The organism is Arthrobacter sp. MDT2-16, from assembly GCF_054510925.1.
Genome location: NZ_JBTNDP010000004.1, coordinates 249,917 through 266,513, shown reverse-complemented (window position 1 = coordinate 266,513; position 16,597 = coordinate 249,917). Strand labels below are relative to the sequence as shown.

The following is a 16,597-nucleotide window of genomic DNA, read 5'->3' as shown; positions in this document are numbered from 1 at the left end:
GACGACGGCGGGCCACCCCCGGAAGGAGCGACTCGCCGTCGTTGGACTCCTGCTATACGAGCCAGGCGGTGGTGTCGCCCGGCAGCCTGCCGTCCTCGAGCGGTGAGCTGCTCAGCAGCACGGTGCCGGCGGGCAGGTCCACCGTGGCCGGGCCGAAATTGGTGACGCTGTGCCAGCCGCCGGGACGCGTGAAGTGCAGGACGTCGGCCGAAGGCTCGTCGACCCACTCGAAGTCCTCCTCGCCCTGCAGCTCGCGGCGCAGCTCGAGTGCACGGCGGTAGAAGCCGAGGTGGGAGGAGGGGTCCGCTTCCTGCACCTCGACGGCGTACTCCCCGAACCACGCGGGCTGCGGCAGGTGCGCTCCGCCGAAGCCGAAACCGAAGGATTCGCCGTCGCGCGTCCACGGCAGCGGCACGCGGCACCCGTCACGCCCCACGTCCACGCCCCTGTTGCGGAAGAACGTGGGGTCCTGGCGGTCCTCCTCGGCGATGTCGGCTACCTCGTGCAGGCCGAGCTCCTCCCCCTGGTACAGGTAGGCGGAGCCGGGCAGGGCGAGCATGAGCTGCGAGACGGCACGCGCACGGCGCTCCCCGAGCGCGCGGTCGAGCTCCGGCTCGATGCCGCCGCTCATGAGCCACGCGCCGCCGTCCTGGCCGTCGTCGCTGTCGGCTCCGACGGGAGGCAGCCCGTAGCGCGTCGCGTGCCGGACGACGTCGTGGTTGGAGAACACCCAGGTGGACGACGCCCCCGAGGACGTCGCCTCGACGAGGTTCTTCGTGATGATCTCCCGGAACTGGCGGGGGTTCCAGTCGGCCCTGAGGAGGTCGAAGTTGAACGCCTGGCCGAGGCCGTCGGGGCTGGCGTAGCGCGCCCGGCGGTCGGCGTGCACCCAGGCCTCGGCGACGGCGGTGCGCGGCGGCGTGTACTCGTTGAAGACCGTGCGCCATTCAGCGAAGACCTCGTGCACCTCGTCGCGGTCCCAGAAGGGGTGCTCCCCCAGATTGTTCCCGCCCTGGGGGCCGAGCTCGGCCTTGGACGGCAGCGGCTCGGTCAGGTCCTTGGTGAGGGCGTGCGCCACGTCCACGCGGAAGCCGTCCACGCCGCGGTCGGACCAGAAGCGCAGGGTCTTCAGGAAGTCGTCACGGACCTCGCGGTTGTCCCAGTTCAGGTCCGGCTGCTCTCGGGCGAAGATGTGCATGTACCACTGGCCGTCCTCCGTGCGCTCCCAGGCGGGGCCGCCGAACACCGAGTCCCAGTCCGAGGGCGGCCGGGAGCCGTCGGGGCCGAGCCCGTCGCGGAAGATGTAGCGGTCGCGGGCGGCGGATCCCTTCGGCGAGGCCAGCGCCTCCTGGAACCACTCATGGAGGTTCGAGGTGTGGTTGGGCACGATGTCGGCGATGAGCTTGATGCCGGCCTCGTGCAGCGCAGCGATCATCTCGTCGAAGTCGGCGAGGGTGCCGAGCTTGGGGTCCACGTCGCGGTAGTCGTCGACGTCGTACCCGCCGTCGGCGAGCGCGGACGGGTAGAACGGGCTGAGCCAGACGGCGTCCACGCCGAGGGACTTCAGGTACGGGATCCGGGACGTGATGCCCTTCAGGTCACCGATGCCGTCGCCGTTCGAGTCGGCGAAGCTCCGCGGGTAGATCTGGTAGACGGAGGCCTGGCGCCACCAGTTCGGATCCTCCATCGTCGCGGCGAGCGCCGCGGCGGGGGCGTCGACGGCGGATTCGAGGTCGGGGTTGACGGTGGAAGTCACGGGACGGGGTCCTTTTCGGGGATCGGTGAGGGCGGACGTCGAGCAACGAGCCATCGCCGGAAGGACGCCAACGGAATCGCTCCAATAATTTTTACGGTAGAAATAAGAACGACGTCAACCGCCGGACTCCCACCCGGAACCGCTCAGTTCCGCATTGACATCACCTCGACGTAGGGTTCTCAGCACCACCCCCACAGAACATGCCTGCCTGCGAACGGAATGCTATGGACGCGGTCACCTCGCTCGCCCCCTCCAGCCCGGCCCGAGCACTCGCACGCGAGGTCCTGATCCGCGGGCCGATCTCGCGCGGCGACCTCGCGGCACGCCTCGGGCTCTCGGTGGCGAGCCTCACACGCCTCAGCCGGCCGCTCCTCGACTCCGGCGTCCTCCGCGAAGCCGACGAAGCCACGAGCACCTCGATCGGACGCCCCATCCGCCCCCTCGAGGTCAGCCCCGAGAGCCACCGGTTCGTGGGCGTGAAGCTCACCGGGGACAGCGCTGCGGCTGTCGCCACCGACCTCAGGTCCGATGTCATCGGCTCGAGCGAGCGCCCCCTGCCGAGCCACGGTGTCGAGGACGTGGTGGGGACCATCGCCGACGCCGTCGCGGACCTCGGCGCGCCCGGTGACTTCAGCGGTATCGGCGTCAGCATCGGTGGCAAGGTGGGGCTCGGCGACATGGTGCTGCGTGCCCCCTTCCTCGGGTGGCGCGACGTCCCCCTCGCCGCCCTCCTGCAGGAGCGGACCGGCCTGCCCGTCGCCGTCGAGAACGACGTCGTGGCCCTCACCGTGGCTGAACAGTGGTTCGGCGCGGGGCGCGGCGAGAAGGACTTCGCCGTCCTGACCGTGGGCGCCGGGGTGGGCTACGGGCTGGTCGTCAATGACGCCGTCATCGCGCCGCCCGACGCCGGCCTGGGCCTCGTGGGCCACTTCCCTCTCGAGGCCTCCGGGCCACGCTGCAGCGAGGGGCACCGCGGCTGCGCCTCCGCCGTGCTCACCATTCCCGGCATCTGCTCCCGGTTTGCCGCCTCCACGGGGCAGCAGGCGCCCTACGCGGCGATCCTCGCACTCGCGGCGGAGCGCCACCCCGCTGCCTCGGAGATCGTCGACACCGCCGGCGCAGCCCTCGGCACGCTGGTCTCGGCGGTCGCGAACCTGACGATGGTGGAGCTCGTCATCCTGTCGGGCGAGGGCATGGACCTCGCGGACGTGGCAGCCGCTTCCCTGCACGGGTCCGTCACCCGCCATCGCGATCCCGAAGCCACGGCCGTCCGGCTGAGCCGGCAGCCCTCGGATTTCGCGCAGTGGGCGAGGGGAGCCGCCGCCGTCGCCATCCAGCGCACCATCCTCGGGACGCTGCGCTGACGTGCACGGCCGCTGGTCACGGAATTATTACGGCGCGCCGGTCCTTGCACCCGGTATGACTACTCTCGCGATCATCGGAGCAGGACGCGGCCTCGGTGCCGCCGTGGCACGGCGGTTCGGAGCCGAAGGGTTCTCCGTGGCCCTGCTCTCCCGCAACCAGGGCAAGCTCGACGCCCTCGCGGACGACCTCGGCAAGGAGGGGATCCACGCCCGGGGCTTCGCGGCCGACGTCCGGAACCCCGACTCCATTGCCGCAGCCCTCGAGTCCGCGGCCGAGACCCTCGGCCCCATCGAGGTGCTGCAGTACAGTCCGCTGCCCCAGAAGGACTTCATGCGTCCGGTCCTCGAGACGACGCCCGCGGACCTCAGGGGTCCCATCGAGTTCTCCATCTACGGGTCCGTCGCCGCCGTCCACCAGGTACTGCCCGGCATGCGGGCCCTCGGCGCGAACCGCGGCACGATCCTCTTCGTCAACGGCGGGTCCGCGGTGAAGCCCGGACGTTCCGTCACGGGAACCTCGGTGGCGTTCGCAGGCCAGGCCGCCTACGCGCAACTCCTCCACGAGGTGCTCGGCGAGGAGGGCATCCAGGTGTCCCAGCTCATCATCGGCGGGCGGATCGTCGAGGGGGACCCCGAGAAGGATCCGAACCTCCTCGCGAACCTCCTCTGGGAGCTCCACGCGAAGCGGGACACCTTCCGCCACCAGGTCAGCGAAGACTGACCATCCCGACCTCCGGAGGATTCATGAAGATCGCACTGCTCGGCGTCGGACGCATGGGCCACGAGCTCGGCGTGCACCTGCTCGCGGCCGGTCACGAGCTGACCGCCTGGAACCGGACCCCCGCGGCCGTCGAGCGGCTCCGCGACGCCGGAGCCACGCAGGCCGACTCCCCCGAGGATGCCGTCCGGGACGCCGACGTGGTGATGACGGTCCTCTTCGGCCCGGACACGGTCCGCGAGGTGGTGCTCTCCGGGCTGGAGATCCCCGCCGAAGCCGTCTGGTTCGACGTCACCACGGTCTCCCCCGAGGACGCCCGCGAGTTCGCGGACTACGCCGTCGCCGCGGGCGTCCGCTACGTCCACGGGCCGGTCATCGGGAGCCTCGCACCGGCCAGGGCGGGCCGGCTGGGCGTCCTGCTCGGCGGCGCACCGGAGGACGTCGACGTCGTCGAGCCGCTGGCCGCGCTGTGGGCCGACGCCGAGCGGCTCCGCCGCGTCGCCACGCCCTCGGACGCGGCGACGGGCAAGCTGCTCGCCAATCTCGCCCTCGGCGTCACCCTGCAGGGCCTCGTGGAGGCGCTGCGCCTGGGCCGTGCGAACGGTGTGGACGCCGCAGGCGTGCTGGACCTGCTCGAGGGCACGGGCCTCGGCGTCATCGCCGGCATGAAGGGACCCGTCATCACCGGCGGGACCTTCGGGGACACCCAGTTCTCCGCCGACCTGCTGGCCAAGGACGCGCGGCTCATGCTGCGCTCCACCCCCGACCCCCTGCCCGCGGTCACCGCCGTCCTGCAATCGCTCACCGACGCGCAGCGCGCCGGCTCGGGCGACGACGACATCGCCGTGATCACGAAGCCCGAGCTCGGCCCGCGCCCGCGGAACGGGTAGCCGGCTCAGTCCACCTGGGGGAAGCCGAGGTCGATCTTCGACGTCGACGGATCCGGCCACCGTGTGGTGACGACCTTGCCGCGCGTGTAGAACCGGATGCTGTCCGGCCCGTACATGTGGGTGTCGCCGAACAGCGAGTCCTTCCAGCCACCGAACGAGTACGTACCCACCGGCACGGGGATCGGCACGTTCACGCCGACCATCCCGGCCTCCGCCTCGACCTCGAACTGGCGGGCCGCACCGCCGTCGCGCGTGAAGATGGCGACGCCGTTGCCGTACTGGTTCTCGTTGACGAGCCGCACCGCGTCGGCGTACGTGTCCACGCGGACCACGGACAGCACGGGGCCGAAGATCTCGTCGTCGTACACCTTCATGCCCGGCTTCACGTGATCCACGAGCGAGACGCCTATGAAGAAGCCGCCGGAGTCGAACTGCTGCTGCGTCCCGTCCACGACGACGGTGGCGCCCTCCGTAGGCGCGTTCGTCACGTAGGACGCCACGCGGTCGCGGTGCTCGGCCGTGATGAGCGGGCCCATCTCGGACGCCGGATCCGTCCCCGGGCCGATTCTCAGGCTCTCCATGCGCGAGCGCACGGCCTCGACGAGGTCGTCGGCGATGTCGCCGACGGCCACCATGACGCTGATCGCCATGCAACGCTCCCCCGCCGACCCGTACGCGGCGGAGATGGCGGCGTCAGCGGCCATGGCGAGGTCGGCGTCGGGCAGGACCACCATGTGGTTCTTCGCGCCGCCGAGCGCCTGGACGCGCTTGCCGTTCGCGGCGGCCCGCGCGTAGATCGTCTTCGCGATCGGTGTCGAGCCGACGAAGCTGACCGCTTTCACGCCGGGGTGGTCGAGGATGCCCTCCACCGCCTCACGATCGCCGTGCACCACGTTCAGGACGCCGTCGGGCAGGCCCGCCTCCGTGAAGAGTTCGGCGATGAACACGGACGACGACGGATCCTTCTCGCTCGGCTTCAGCAGCACGGTGTTGCCGCACGCGATGGCACTGCCGATCATCCACAGCGGCACCATCGCGGGGAAGTTGAACGGCGTGATGCAGGCGACCACGCCCACCGGCTGGCGGATGGAGTGGACGTCGACGCCGGAGGACACCTGCTCGGAGCGCTCACCCTTGAGCATGTGGGAGAGGCCGGTGGCGAACTCGATGTTCTCGAGGCCGCGGGAGATCTCGCCCTCCGCGTCCGAGAGGACCTTGCCGTGCTCGCTCGTGAGGATGGCTGCCAGCTCGGATTTCCGTTCGGTGAGCAGCTGCCGGACGCGGTAGAACACGGCCGCGCGCTTGGCGAGGCTCGCCGAACGCCAGCCGGGAAGTGCCGCCTGGGCCGCGGCGACGGCCTCGTCGATGCGCGACGCCGATGCCAGGGCCACCTCCTTCTCCTGCTCGCCGGTGGCCGGGTTGAAGACCGGGCCGAAGCGCTCGGCCTCGGCCACGCGCCGTCCGTCGATGTAGTGCGGTATCTGCTGCATGGGGATCCTTCGTTTCCTGGTGGGGAGCTACTGGAGGGAGCCGTCGACGAGCTTGATGATCATGGAGCAGTCCTTGCCGCCCTCACCCTCGTCGATGAGGCGCTGGAAGAGCTGCTGCACGTGCGTGCCGATCTCGAGCGGGGTCCCGGTGTCCCGGGCGGCGGCGATGGCGAGACCGATGTCCTTGTTGGCCAGCTCGGTGGTGAAGGTCGGCGCGAAGTCGTTGTTCGACGCCGCGGTCTCGACCACGCCCGGCACCGGGTACCAGGTGCGCAGGGCCCAGCTGTCGCCGGAGGACACCGAGGCGATGTCCCAGAACACCTGCTTGTCGAGGCCGAGGCGGTCCGCGAGGACCGCACCCTCCGCCGTGGAGGCGAGGTTGATGAACAGCATGAGGTTGTTGCAGATCTTGGCGGCCTGCCCCGTCGTCGCCCCGCCGGTGGGGATGATGTTCCTCGCCATGGGCTCGATGAACGCGGTCGCGTCCTTCACGGCGCCCTCCTCGCCCCCGATCATGAAGGTGAGCGTGCCTGCTTTCGCTCCGCTGATCCCGCCGGATACCGGGGCGTCCACGAAGCGGAAGCCCTTCTCCGCGGCAGCCTCGTGCAGCGCTGCTGCCGACTCGATGTCGATCGTGGACGAGTCGACGAGGAGCGTCGAGGTGTCGGCGTGCGCGAGGACGCCGTCCTCGCCGAGGTAGACCGCTCGGGCGTGCTCGCCCTTGGGCAGCATCGTGAAGACGACGTCGGCCCCCTTCACCGCGTCCTCGATGCCGGCCACCGAGGTGACGCCGCCCGCCTCGGCCGCGGCCACGGCGCCGGGGTTCAGGTCGAAGCCCCTCACCGTGTGGCCGGCCTGCACGAGGTTGGCCGTCATGGGGCCACCCATGTTCCCGAGTCCTATCCAGCCGATCGTTGCCATGGTCAAGCTCCTTTGCTCGTGGGTGTCATCCGGTCAACCCTCTCCCGCTGCTACAGTGCGATCAAGGGAAGAAATCACAGATCTCATGAACATTTCTGCACAGTCGCAGGGAAGGATGCCGTGGTCGACCCCAAGCGCCTGCCAAGCCCCGACGATCTCCTCATCCTCCTGACGGTCGCTCGCCTGGGCCGCTTCAATGCCGTCGCGGAGTCGCTCGGGACCACGCACACCACCATCTCCCGGCGCATCCTCGCCCTCGACCGGCAGCTCGGCGGGCGGACGCTCGAACGCACGCCGCAGGGGTGGGAGCTGACGGCGCTCGGGACCGACGCCGTGGCCGCCGCGGAGGCGATCGAGGCGAGTCTGGGGGAACTCGACGCCCGGCTCTCGAACAGTGACGCCCTCACGGGCCTGGTGCGCATCAGCACCCCCGACGGCTTCGGCGCGCGCTTCGTGACGCCGGCAATGGTCCGCGTGCAGCGGCAGAACCCGAGGCTCGACGTCGAGATCCTCAGCGCCACGAGGAAGGCCAGCCGGAACCGTTCCGGCGTGGACCTCGAGGTGGTCGTGGGCCGCACGGGGACCGTGAACGCCGAGCCGATCTTCCTCACCAACTACTTCCTGCGCCTGTACGCGGGCTCCGCCTACGCGGACCGGCGCGGGCTGCCCGAGCGGCTGGAGGACATCCGGCACCACGGTTTCGTCTCCTACGTGGAGTCCGCGCTGCAGGTCCCGGAGCTGGGCCACCGCTCGTCGCAGCTGCCCCTGCCGGCGACGTCCTTCCAGTCCACCAGCATCTTCGCCCAGATCGAGGCGGTGCACGCAGGCGCGGGCCTCGGGCTGCTGCCGAGCTTCATGGTGCCCGCGGGATGTGGACTCCTGCCCGTCCTGCACGACGACTTCCACCGGCAGCTGCCCATCTGGGCCGTCGCCCGCCCCGAATCGCTCCGGTCGGCCGCCGTGCAGGGCGCGGTCGTGGCCATCCGGCAGGAGATCGAGGACCGCGCCCACGAGCTCGACGCCTGATACCGACGCCGCGGCTACTTCTTCGAGTTGGCGAGGAGATCCGCCGTCCCGCGGGCGTCCGCCTCGTCGACGTCCTGGAGCGAGATCCCGCGCGTCTCCTTGAGCACGAGCACCGCGACGACGGTCACGCAGCAGGCGAGCAGGAGGTAGACGGCCACCGGCGTGGAGGAGCCGTAGTCGCGCAGCAGCGTCGTCGCGATGATCGGCGCGAGCGATCCGGCGACGATCGAGGTGACCTGGTAGCCCAGTGAGACGCCCGAGTACCGCATGCGGGTGGGGAACATCTCCGCCATGATGGCCGGCTGCCCCGCGTACATGAGCGCGTGGAAGAACAGGCCGATCGTGACGGCGAGCAGGATGATGAGGTCGTTCCCGGTGTCCATCATCGGGAAGGCGAAGAAGCCCCACGTCCCACCCAGCACCGCGCCCGCGAGGTACACGGGCTTCCGGCCGAACCGGTCCGAGTAGCGTCCCACGATCGGCACGGCGCAGAAGTGCAGGAAGTGCGCCACGAGCAGGAGCAGGAGGATCCGGGTGCGGTCCTCCCCCACGACGGTGCTGAGGTAGGTGATGCTGAAGGTGACCACCAGGTAGTACAGGATGTTCTCCGCGAAGCGCAGGCCCATGGCGGTGAACACGCCCCGGGGGTAACGCTTGAACACCTCGACGACGCCGTAGCCCTTGGCCTCCTCGACGACCTCCTTGCGTGCCTCGAGGAAGATCGGGGCGTCGTTGACCTTGGTGCGGATGTAGTAGCCGACGATCACGATCACGGCCGAGAGCCAGAAGGCCACGCGCCAGCCCCAGCCGAGGAAGGACGCTTCGTCGAGGACGGCCGAGAGGCCGAACAGCACGCCCGTGGCGAGCAGGTTGCCCATAGGGACGGCCGACTGCGGCCAGCTCGCCCAGAAGCCGCGGCTCCTGCTGGGGCTGTGCTCGGCAACCAGCAGGACGGCCCCGCCCCACTCGCCGCCGACGGCGAAGCCCTGGATGAAGCGCAGCACCACGAGGAGACCGGGCGCCCAGTAGCCCACCTGATCGAAGGTGGGCAGGCAGCCCATGAGGAACGTCGAGACGCCCACGAGGATGATGCTCAGCTGCAGGAGCTGCTTGCGCCCGTACTTGTCACCGAAGTGGCCGAAGACGATGCCGCCGATGGGCCGCGCCACGAAGCCGACGGCGTAGGTCAGGAACCCGGCGATGATGGCGTCCAGCTCGGAGTCCGCGCTGGGGAAGAAGACGGTCGCGAAGACGAGGGTGGCGGCCGCCGCGTAGAGGAAGAACTCGTACCACTCGACCACGGTGCCGGCCATCGACGCGACGACGACCTTCTTCAGTCCCGACTGTTCGACGTCGGGTTCCTGCCGCGACGGTGGTGTGTGCTGCGCTGAACTCATGCGGGCTACTCCTTCGGTGTCCTCGTTGACACGGTGTGCCGTGACCGGCTCCGCTGACAGGTGCGGCCTGTGACACAGGGCACACCGGGGCGTTATGAGTATCGCGTTCGCGGGCAGGGTGATCAACGCCGATTAGTGCAGAGCACTTCTGCATTTACGCACAGCTCTCCCCGGCTCCCGGGAGGCGGTAGCGGCTGTTTGAGCGCCGACCCGCTGGGTACGGTACGAAGTATGGCTACCATCGACACCCCCGGTCCCGACGCAACCCACCAGCGCCCCGAGGGCGTCTCCGACACCACGGTCGAGGCGCTCGGTAAGCTCTCCGAGGCCCTCGAGGTCGTGGAGAACGCCCGCGGCTTCCTCTACAACTTCCACCGCCTCACCGGCACGGCGGACCTCAACCTGTCCGAGGCCGAGGAGCTGTTCCGGAAGGCCGGTCACACCGAGCTCGCGGACAAGCTCGCGCGCGAGATCATCGGCCGCAACGTGATCGAGGGCCGCTGGACCTTCCAGATCATGGAGGACTACGACGACCACTACTACGCCGAGTTCAAGGCCTTCGAGAAGGAGGCCCGCGACACCCTCGTGGAGGGCAAGCGCCACCTGTTCGAGGCGGAGATGAAGGAGGAACGCCGGACCAAGGGCAAGGAACACCACGAGGCGCTGCCACCCGAGGCCTGACTCGGTGACCCGTCCCGCGGCCGAGGCGCCCTATCCGGCGCAGCGGCTCGGCCGCGCCCGTCTCGCCGTCAGCGTGCTCTTCCTGACCAACGGGGCGATGTTCGCGAACCTCCTCCCGCACTACCCCGCCATCAAGGACGGACTGGAACTGAGCAACGCCGCGTTCGGCGTCTCGGTGGCGGCGTTCCCCCTCGGCGCCATCGTGGCGGGCCTCGCCTCGGGTGCCCTGGTCCGCCGCTTCCGGTCCTCGCGCGTGGCGACGGCGGGCACATGGCTCATCGGCCTGTCGATCCTGCTGGCCGGCATCGCGCCGTCGTGGGCGGTCCTCACTGTCACCCTGTTCGTCGCCGGGGCGATGGACGCCATCACCGACGTGGCGCAGAACTCGCACGGCCTGCGCGTCCAGAAGCTGTACCGCCGCTCCATCCTGAACTCGTTCCACGCGGTCTGGAGCATCGGCGCGGTGCTGGGCGGTCTGATGGGTGCGGCGGCCGCAGGGCTCGCCGTTCCGCGCGGGCTGCACCTGACGGTCTCGTTCGTGCTCTTCAGCATCCTCACGCTCGCCTGCTACCACCTCCTCCTCCCCGGCCCCGAACCGTCGGAGCCGGCGGGCGACGCATCCGTGGAGCCGGGCAGCGGCAGGGCACGACGCCGGACGGTGACGGTCGGCATCCTTGCCGCCCTGGTGGTGGTGGGGATCGCCGGGGCACTCGTGGAGGACGCCGGGAGCACCTGGGCGGCCGTCTACCTCACCGGTTCCCTCGGCGCCGCGCCCACCGTCGCAGGGCTCGGGTTCGTGGCGCTCGTCGGGCTCCAGTTCGTGGGGCGCCTGTTCGGGGACCGCCTTGTGGACCGGTTCGGCCAGCGCGCCGTCGCCCAGGCCGGTGGTGCCCTGGCGGCAATCGGCATGGGCACGGCCCTGCTCTTCCCGTCCATCCCGCTGACCATCGTCGGCTTCGGACTGGCCGGCCTGGGCGTCGCGACCCTCGTCCCCGCGGCCATGCACTCGGCGGATGAACTGCCCGGGCTCCGGCCCGGCACGGGCCTCACCGTGATCAGCTGGCTACTGCGCCTGGGATTTCTGCTCTCGCCCCCGATCGTCGGCGCCGTCGCGGACGCGTCGTCGCTGCGCGTGGGCCTGATCGTGGTCCCGCTGGCGGGCATCCTGACCCTGTTGGCCTCGCCCGTGCTCCCCCGGCGGGTCCCGCCCCGCCGCCTCTGATGCGCAGTACGGGATATGCCGTGCGTCATAGTGTCCGGAGCATCTGTTAGACAATAAGGAGCACGCACGCTCGGGGGATGGGGAACAAATGCGATTCGGTGATTTGCTGCGCCAGGCCCGCAGCGCCAAGGGGCTCACACAGGCCGAACTGGGCGCCGGGGTGTACTCCACCCATTTCATCTCCCTGCTGGAGCGTGGATTCCGCCAGCCCACCCCGGAGATGGTGCAGCACTTCGCCACGCTCCTGGGAATGGACGTGCAGACCCTGAACTGGTGGGTGGAGCCGCCGTCCGCCGAGGACCAGCCGGCGCTCACCACGGCGATGTTCGCTGCCAACTACGCCCGCGACATGCAGGACGACGCCCTGGCCGCCTCCGAGGCGGAGTACGCCGCGAGCGTCGCCTACGAGCAGCGGAACGGGCCGGCCTGGTGGGACATGTCGATGCTGCGGGCGCAGTCGCTCATCGCGCTCCGGCGGCTGGAGGAGGCGGAGGGCGTCCTGCTGCAGATGGACAACCGGTCGCTGATGGCGCCCACCCCCGAACTGCGCTCCGTGGTGCAGGGACGGCTGTCCACCATCGCCCGCAATTCAGGGCGCCTGCTCGAGGCCCTCGACCTCGCCCAGGCATCGGTTGCATCCGCGGCCGAACTGCCCGACCAGGCTCCGGCGCGCCTGCAGGCGGCCTTCATCCTCATCGCCGCCCTGGCGGTCAAGGGTGACCTGGACGAGGCCTGGGAGGTGGCGACCAGCCTCAACATCGCGGATGCAGCACCCACCGTGCCGTCGCTCCTGATCGCGCGCGGAGCATGGGCGATCGGCAACGTCGCGTTCCGCCGCGGTGACGTGGAGGTGGGACAGGAACAGTACGCCCTCGCCGCACGGCTCCTGCTGCCGCAGTCGGACCTCGAGACGTGGGCGGAGTTCCACAAGTCGAGCGCCGAGTTCAAGCTCAAGGCCGGCATCGTGGACCCCTCCGTCCGGGAGTCGCTGACCCACGCGGACCTGGGATTCAGGCTGGTCGGCAGCCCTGTCCACCGCCTGGAGCTCAGCCTCGTGCAGGCCCGCCTCGCCCTGCTGACCGCTGAGCCAAGGACGGCGAAGGAGCTGCTGGACATCGTCGACGAACAGCGTGCCCTGCTCGGTTTCGAGGCGACGACCGATCTGGAGGAATGCCTCGGCCAGTACCACGCTGCCAGCGGCTCCCCCACCCAGGCCGCCCGCCACCTGACGGCGGCCGCCCACCTCTACGCGGAGGCGGGCGCCGACGAGAAGGAGCGCGAACTGCTGGAGCAGGCGCGGGCGCTGCGGAACCGGGCGTGATGGAGCAAACAGCCTCTCCTGCACCTCGTGCACCGGGCATGGACTTTTTCGGTCGTCCCCATGGACACCCTGCGAAGCCCGTCCTACTCTCTTAACCGCCGTCAGCCGCGGGGACCCGCGGGTTGTGCGGGTGATACGGCGGCGGAGCCGCCGCTCGGTGCTGGAGCCGGTCAGAGCGTCTCGACACTTCCTCGCACCGAAGGACAGGCCCATGAGAGGTACCCGTACATCCATCGTGGCGGCAGCACTCGCCGTCACCCTCACGTCCACCGCAGGCGCCGCGATCGCGACTTCACCAGACCCTTATCACGACGGCGGACGATCAGTCACTGCAGGTGAATCCAGCGAACTCGCGACCGGCCTCCTCGGGCCGCTCCGCGTGGCCGTCGGCCGCGGCAACACCGCCTACGTGTCGCAGAATCTGGGCGGCAAGCTCACCAGGGTGGATCGCAGCGGCGAGATCACCACCCTGCTGGACAGACCGGGCATCGAGATCGGTGGGGTCTCCACCCGACACGGCGAGGTGTATTTCACCGAGAGTTCCGGCGGACCGCAGGACCCCGAAGCTCCATACGTCGCCAACGTGAGCGTCCTCGAGGACGGGGAGACGCGCGTGCTCGCGGACCTCGCCGCGCTCGAGACCGAATACAACTACGACGCCGGCAACGAGTACGGCTTCCAGGGCCTCCCCGCCGAATGCGCGAGTCGGATCCCGGCCGACCTTGCCCCCATCGCCCTGCCGCACGGGGGCGAGGCCTACTCACACCCCTACGCCACGGCGGTATCGGATTCCGGACGCTACGTGTACGTCGCGGATGCCGGAGCTAACGCCATCTTCACCGTGGACACGCGCCGCGGCAGTGTGGACGCGACGGTGCTCGAGCCGGTTCCCACCTTGGTGACCGCCGAACTCGTCGCCTCCCTCGCGGAACAGGGCTTCGCCCTGCCCGAATGTGTCGTCGGCGCGACGTTCAACGCGGAGCCCGTCCCCACGGACATCGAGTTCGGCCCCGCCGGCCTGCTGTACCTGACGTCACTGCCGGGCACTCCGGAGGCCCCGGGTTCGGGCTCCGTGCGCAGCTTCGATCCGAGGTCGGGCGACGTCGACGTCGTCGTCGCCGGGCTGAACACACCCACCGGTCTGGCGTTCGACCGGCGCGGGAATCTCTTCATCGCCGAACTGTTCGCGAACCGCATCCTGGTGGTGCCGGCGGGGACCGACGGGGCAGTGCCTTTCACGGAGGCTGTGCTGCCTGCGGATGTCGAGGTGGACGGCAAGTACCTCTATGCAACCACCAACGCGCTGCCCTGTAGCCCCGAGGTGGTCACGGATCCCCCGTGCGACCCGGCACCGCAGGGTGCGCTGGAGCGCACCCGCCTGGAGTACGGCCGCAAGTAGCACCACCGACGACGGCGCGTCCCGCTCGGGGCGCGCCGTCGCCACGGGTGCCATGAATGCTCGGGAAATCAGTACCCGGTCGGTCGGTGCTGGGTCGGTCCCTGCGGAGCCCGTCAGTGCTGGGGCCGGAAGCGCCGGATGCTGTAGACGATGAACCCGGCCGCCAGCACCCCGGAGAGGATGAGGCTCGAACCGACGCTCCACCCGCCGGGCAGCCACCAGCGCTCGTCGAGCGGCCACCAGGACGGCATGGGCGGATTCACTCCCCACAGCACCCCGAGCAGGATCAGCACGAGGGCGCCCGTGAAGCTGAGCACGATGGCCGTCCTGGTCCTCACACCCTGTGCCGCCGCCGCGAAGGCCTTCTGCTTGACGGGCTGCAGCCAGCGCCGCGCCCACTCGTACTGCTGCGCGAGCACGGCGAGCCCCGCGACGAGGGCCAGGAGTCCGGGGCCGGGCAGCACGAGGGCCGCCAACCCGATCAGCACCAGCAGCCAGCCGACCACCAGCCCGACGATGCGGCTGACGCCGTGGGGCCTCGTCCGCCCCGCGAATCGGGCGCCCCGGGGACGGCGGCGCTCGGGTCCTGCCATCACCAATTACTCAGTAGGCTTCGCATTCCTCTATCCTTGATGCAAGAGCCGTCCTTGGCAACGCCCGGCAGACCCGGGCCACACCCTTGCCACCACCAGGACTCCAGGCTTCCCGCGCACAGCGGGCCCAGTACAAGGAGATTCATCATGATCGGTTTCATCGTCGCGGGGCTCATCATCGGCGCCCTTGCACGCCTCATCAAGCCCGGCAAGCAGAACCTGGGGCTGGTGGCCACGCTGCTGCTCGGCCTCGTCGGGTCCGTCATCGGCGGCTCGATCGCGAGCCTGCTCGGCACGGGCGACATCTTCGAGCTCAACGTCTTCGGTTTCATCGTGTCGGTCATCGCCGCCGTGCTGCTGATCGGTGTGGCCGAGTCGGTTGCCGGCCGCCGCCGCGTCACGCGCTAGGAGCTCTGCACTCCACGGGAAGGGCGGCTTCGGCCGCCCTTCTCTCGTATCCGGGGCACGTCCCGGCCGCCCCGCTCGTTCTCCGATGTACCCGTGCCCAACTCCCAGCCTGCAGGTGTAGCGTTGGCGCCAGATGGGGCACAGATCCGTTCGGAAGGCTCAATCATGAACAAGAACTGGCGCTGGCTTCCTGCCGGCATCGTTCCGGTCGTCATCGTCACCGCCGCCGTCAGCGGCTCCGCTGTCGCCGAAGCCCAACCGCAGCTGCCCGCGAAGACCGCGCAGGAGCTCCTCGAGTTCGTCGCCACCAGCACCGACGACGCCTACTCCGGCACCGTTGAGCAGTCCTCCGACCTCGGCCTCCCGGATCTCGGGGCGGTCGACGCCCCGGGCCGCACCTCCAGCTCCGACCCGACCTCCATGGCCCTCGAACTCCTGACCGGGGAGCACACGGCCCAGGTGTACGTGGACGGGACGGACAGGGCACGTGTCCAGGTGCTCGACCAGCTGGCGCAGCGCGACGTCGTCGTCAACGGGAACGATGTCTGGTACTACGACTCCGAGTCCAACGAGGCCGCCCACGCCGTGCTGCCGGACAAGGCGGCGGCGAAGGCCGAACTCGAGGCGAAGCTGCAGGAGAAGTCGGCCGAGTACCCCGAGCTGCAGGATCTTCCCCGGACGCCTGCCGAGGTCGCCGAGGTGGTCCTCGCCACGATCGATCCCAGCACCGACATCAGGGTGGACGGCACCAGCCGCGTGGCCGGTCGCAGCGCCTACGAGCTCGTCCTCACCCCCGAGGACGAGGCGACCCTCGTCGGCTCCATCACCGTCAGCGTCGATTCCGAGACCGGCGTCCCGCTGAACGTCACCGTGCTCGCCAAGGGCCAGGAGGAGCCGGCGTTCTCCGCAGGCTTCAGCTCCGTGGACTTCGGCGCCCCCGACGCCGACATCTTCGAGTTCACTCCGCCGACAGGTGCCACCGTCACGGAAGCACCGACCGCCGACGAGGCGAGGGCCGAACTGGATGCCAGGGCCGAGCTGGAGGCCGGGCAGGCGCCGGCCGATTCACCCGCCCAGATGCCCGCAGAGGGGCAGCAGCCCACCGTCATCGGTGAGGGCTGGAGCACCATCGTCGAGCTTCCCGCCGGGACCGCCGGCGGACTGGGTCTCGACCTCGGCACCGGTGACACCGCGGGCATGGGCGAGATCATGGAGATCAAGCCCGGCATGGATCCCGACGAGGTGGCAGGCGCTCAGGCCCTCCTGGAGCAGGCACTCACCCAGGTGGACGGCGGCCGCGCACTGCAGACCTCGCTCGTCTCGGTGCTGGTCACCGACGACGGCCGCATCCTCGCAGGCGCCGTCGGCGTCGACCAGCTCGTCGCCGCCTCCCAGCGGTGACCGCGGGAGT

At 70.0% G+C, this 16,597-nt stretch carries 15 protein-coding genes; 10 read left to right on the top strand and 5 right to left on the bottom strand.

Annotation, left to right across the window (positions count from 1 at the left end):
* Window positions 1-52 precede the first annotated feature (52 nt).
* The gene (locus ACX80N_RS09830) at window positions 53-1,687 is read right to left on the bottom strand and encodes a glycoside hydrolase family 13 protein (protein ID WP_459339279.1); all 1,635 of its coding nucleotides are present in this window, start codon (window positions 1,685-1,687) and stop codon (window positions 53-55) included.
* A 293-nt stretch (window positions 1,688-1,980) separates the two neighbouring features.
* Here ACX80N_RS09830 and ACX80N_RS09825 point away from each other — a divergent pair, with 293 nt between their 5' ends.
* Genes ACX80N_RS09825 through ACX80N_RS09815 form a run of 3 tightly spaced genes read left to right on the top strand, consistent with a single transcriptional unit; the run spans window position 1,981 to window position 4,728 of the window.
* A complete protein-coding gene (locus tag ACX80N_RS09825; protein WP_459339234.1) occupies window positions 1,981-3,120 on the top strand; it encodes an ROK family protein in 1,140 nt (379 codons plus the stop codon).
* Between the two features lie 55 nt (window positions 3,121-3,175).
* Window positions 3,176-3,841 (top strand): SDR family NAD(P)-dependent oxidoreductase, encoded by a 666-nt coding sequence (locus tag ACX80N_RS09820; protein WP_459339233.1) that lies wholly within the window; start codon window positions 3,176-3,178, stop codon window positions 3,839-3,841.
* Window positions 3,842-3,864: 23 nt separating this feature from the next.
* Window positions 3,865-4,728 (top strand): NAD(P)-dependent oxidoreductase, encoded by an 864-nt coding sequence (locus ACX80N_RS09815; protein ID WP_459339232.1) that lies wholly within the window; start codon window positions 3,865-3,867, stop codon window positions 4,726-4,728.
* 5 nt (window positions 4,729-4,733) lie between these two features.
* Here ACX80N_RS09815 and ACX80N_RS09810 read toward each other — a convergent pair whose 3' ends face one another.
* Entirely contained in the window at window positions 4,734-6,218 is a 1,485-nt protein-coding gene (locus tag ACX80N_RS09810; protein WP_459339231.1) for a CoA-acylating methylmalonate-semialdehyde dehydrogenase, read from the bottom strand.
* Between the two features lie 27 nt (window positions 6,219-6,245).
* Window positions 6,246-7,139, bottom strand: coding sequence for a 3-hydroxyisobutyrate dehydrogenase (gene mmsB / locus ACX80N_RS09805; RefSeq protein ID WP_105031093.1), 894 nt, complete (start codon window positions 7,137-7,139; stop codon window positions 6,246-6,248).
* Window positions 7,140-7,259: 120 nt separating this feature from the next.
* Between mmsB and ACX80N_RS09800 the strand changes: the two genes are divergently transcribed.
* A complete protein-coding gene (locus ACX80N_RS09800) occupies window positions 7,260-8,165 on the top strand; it encodes a LysR family transcriptional regulator (RefSeq protein WP_459339230.1) in 906 nt (301 codons plus the stop codon).
* A gap of 14 nt (window positions 8,166-8,179) precedes the next feature.
* Here ACX80N_RS09800 and ACX80N_RS09795 read toward each other — a convergent pair whose 3' ends face one another.
* A complete protein-coding gene (locus ACX80N_RS09795) occupies window positions 8,180-9,562 on the bottom strand; it encodes an MFS transporter (protein ID WP_105031094.1) in 1,383 nt (460 codons plus the stop codon).
* Window positions 9,563-9,793: 231 nt separating this feature from the next.
* Between ACX80N_RS09795 and ACX80N_RS09790 the strand changes: the two genes are divergently transcribed.
* From ACX80N_RS09790 to ACX80N_RS09775, 4 genes are all read left to right on the top strand, one after another.
* Window positions 9,794-10,243, top strand: coding sequence for a hypothetical protein (locus tag ACX80N_RS09790; protein ID WP_105031095.1), 450 nt, complete (start codon window positions 9,794-9,796; stop codon window positions 10,241-10,243).
* Between the two features lie 4 nt (window positions 10,244-10,247).
* The gene (locus ACX80N_RS09785; protein ID WP_459339229.1) at window positions 10,248-11,465 is read left to right on the top strand and encodes an MFS transporter; all 1,218 of its coding nucleotides are present in this window, start codon (window positions 10,248-10,250) and stop codon (window positions 11,463-11,465) included.
* Between the two features lie 88 nt (window positions 11,466-11,553).
* Entirely contained in the window at window positions 11,554-12,786 is a 1,233-nt protein-coding gene (locus ACX80N_RS09780) for a helix-turn-helix domain-containing protein (RefSeq protein WP_459339228.1), read from the top strand.
* Window positions 12,787-12,997: 211 nt separating this feature from the next.
* Entirely contained in the window at window positions 12,998-14,185 is a 1,188-nt protein-coding gene (locus tag ACX80N_RS09775) for a ScyD/ScyE family protein (protein ID WP_459339227.1), read from the top strand.
* Between the two features lie 113 nt (window positions 14,186-14,298).
* On the opposite strand, the gene ACX80N_RS09770 is transcribed toward ACX80N_RS09775, so the two are convergent.
* On the bottom strand, window positions 14,299-14,778 hold the full coding sequence (locus tag ACX80N_RS09770) for a PGPGW domain-containing protein (RefSeq protein WP_459339226.1): 480 nt from the start codon (window positions 14,776-14,778) through the stop codon (window positions 14,299-14,301).
* Between the two features lie 147 nt (window positions 14,779-14,925).
* Between ACX80N_RS09770 and ACX80N_RS09765 the strand changes: the two genes are divergently transcribed.
* Both ACX80N_RS09765 and ACX80N_RS09760 read left to right on the top strand, forming a co-directional pair.
* The gene (locus ACX80N_RS09765; RefSeq protein ID WP_105031099.1) at window positions 14,926-15,186 is read left to right on the top strand and encodes a GlsB/YeaQ/YmgE family stress response membrane protein; all 261 of its coding nucleotides are present in this window, start codon (window positions 14,926-14,928) and stop codon (window positions 15,184-15,186) included.
* A 165-nt stretch (window positions 15,187-15,351) separates the two neighbouring features.
* Window positions 15,352-16,587: a LolA family protein gene (locus ACX80N_RS09760; RefSeq protein WP_459339225.1), complete on the top strand. Its 1,236-nt coding sequence runs from the start codon at window positions 15,352-15,354 to the stop codon at window positions 16,585-16,587.
* Window positions 16,588-16,597: the final 10 nt, after the last annotated feature.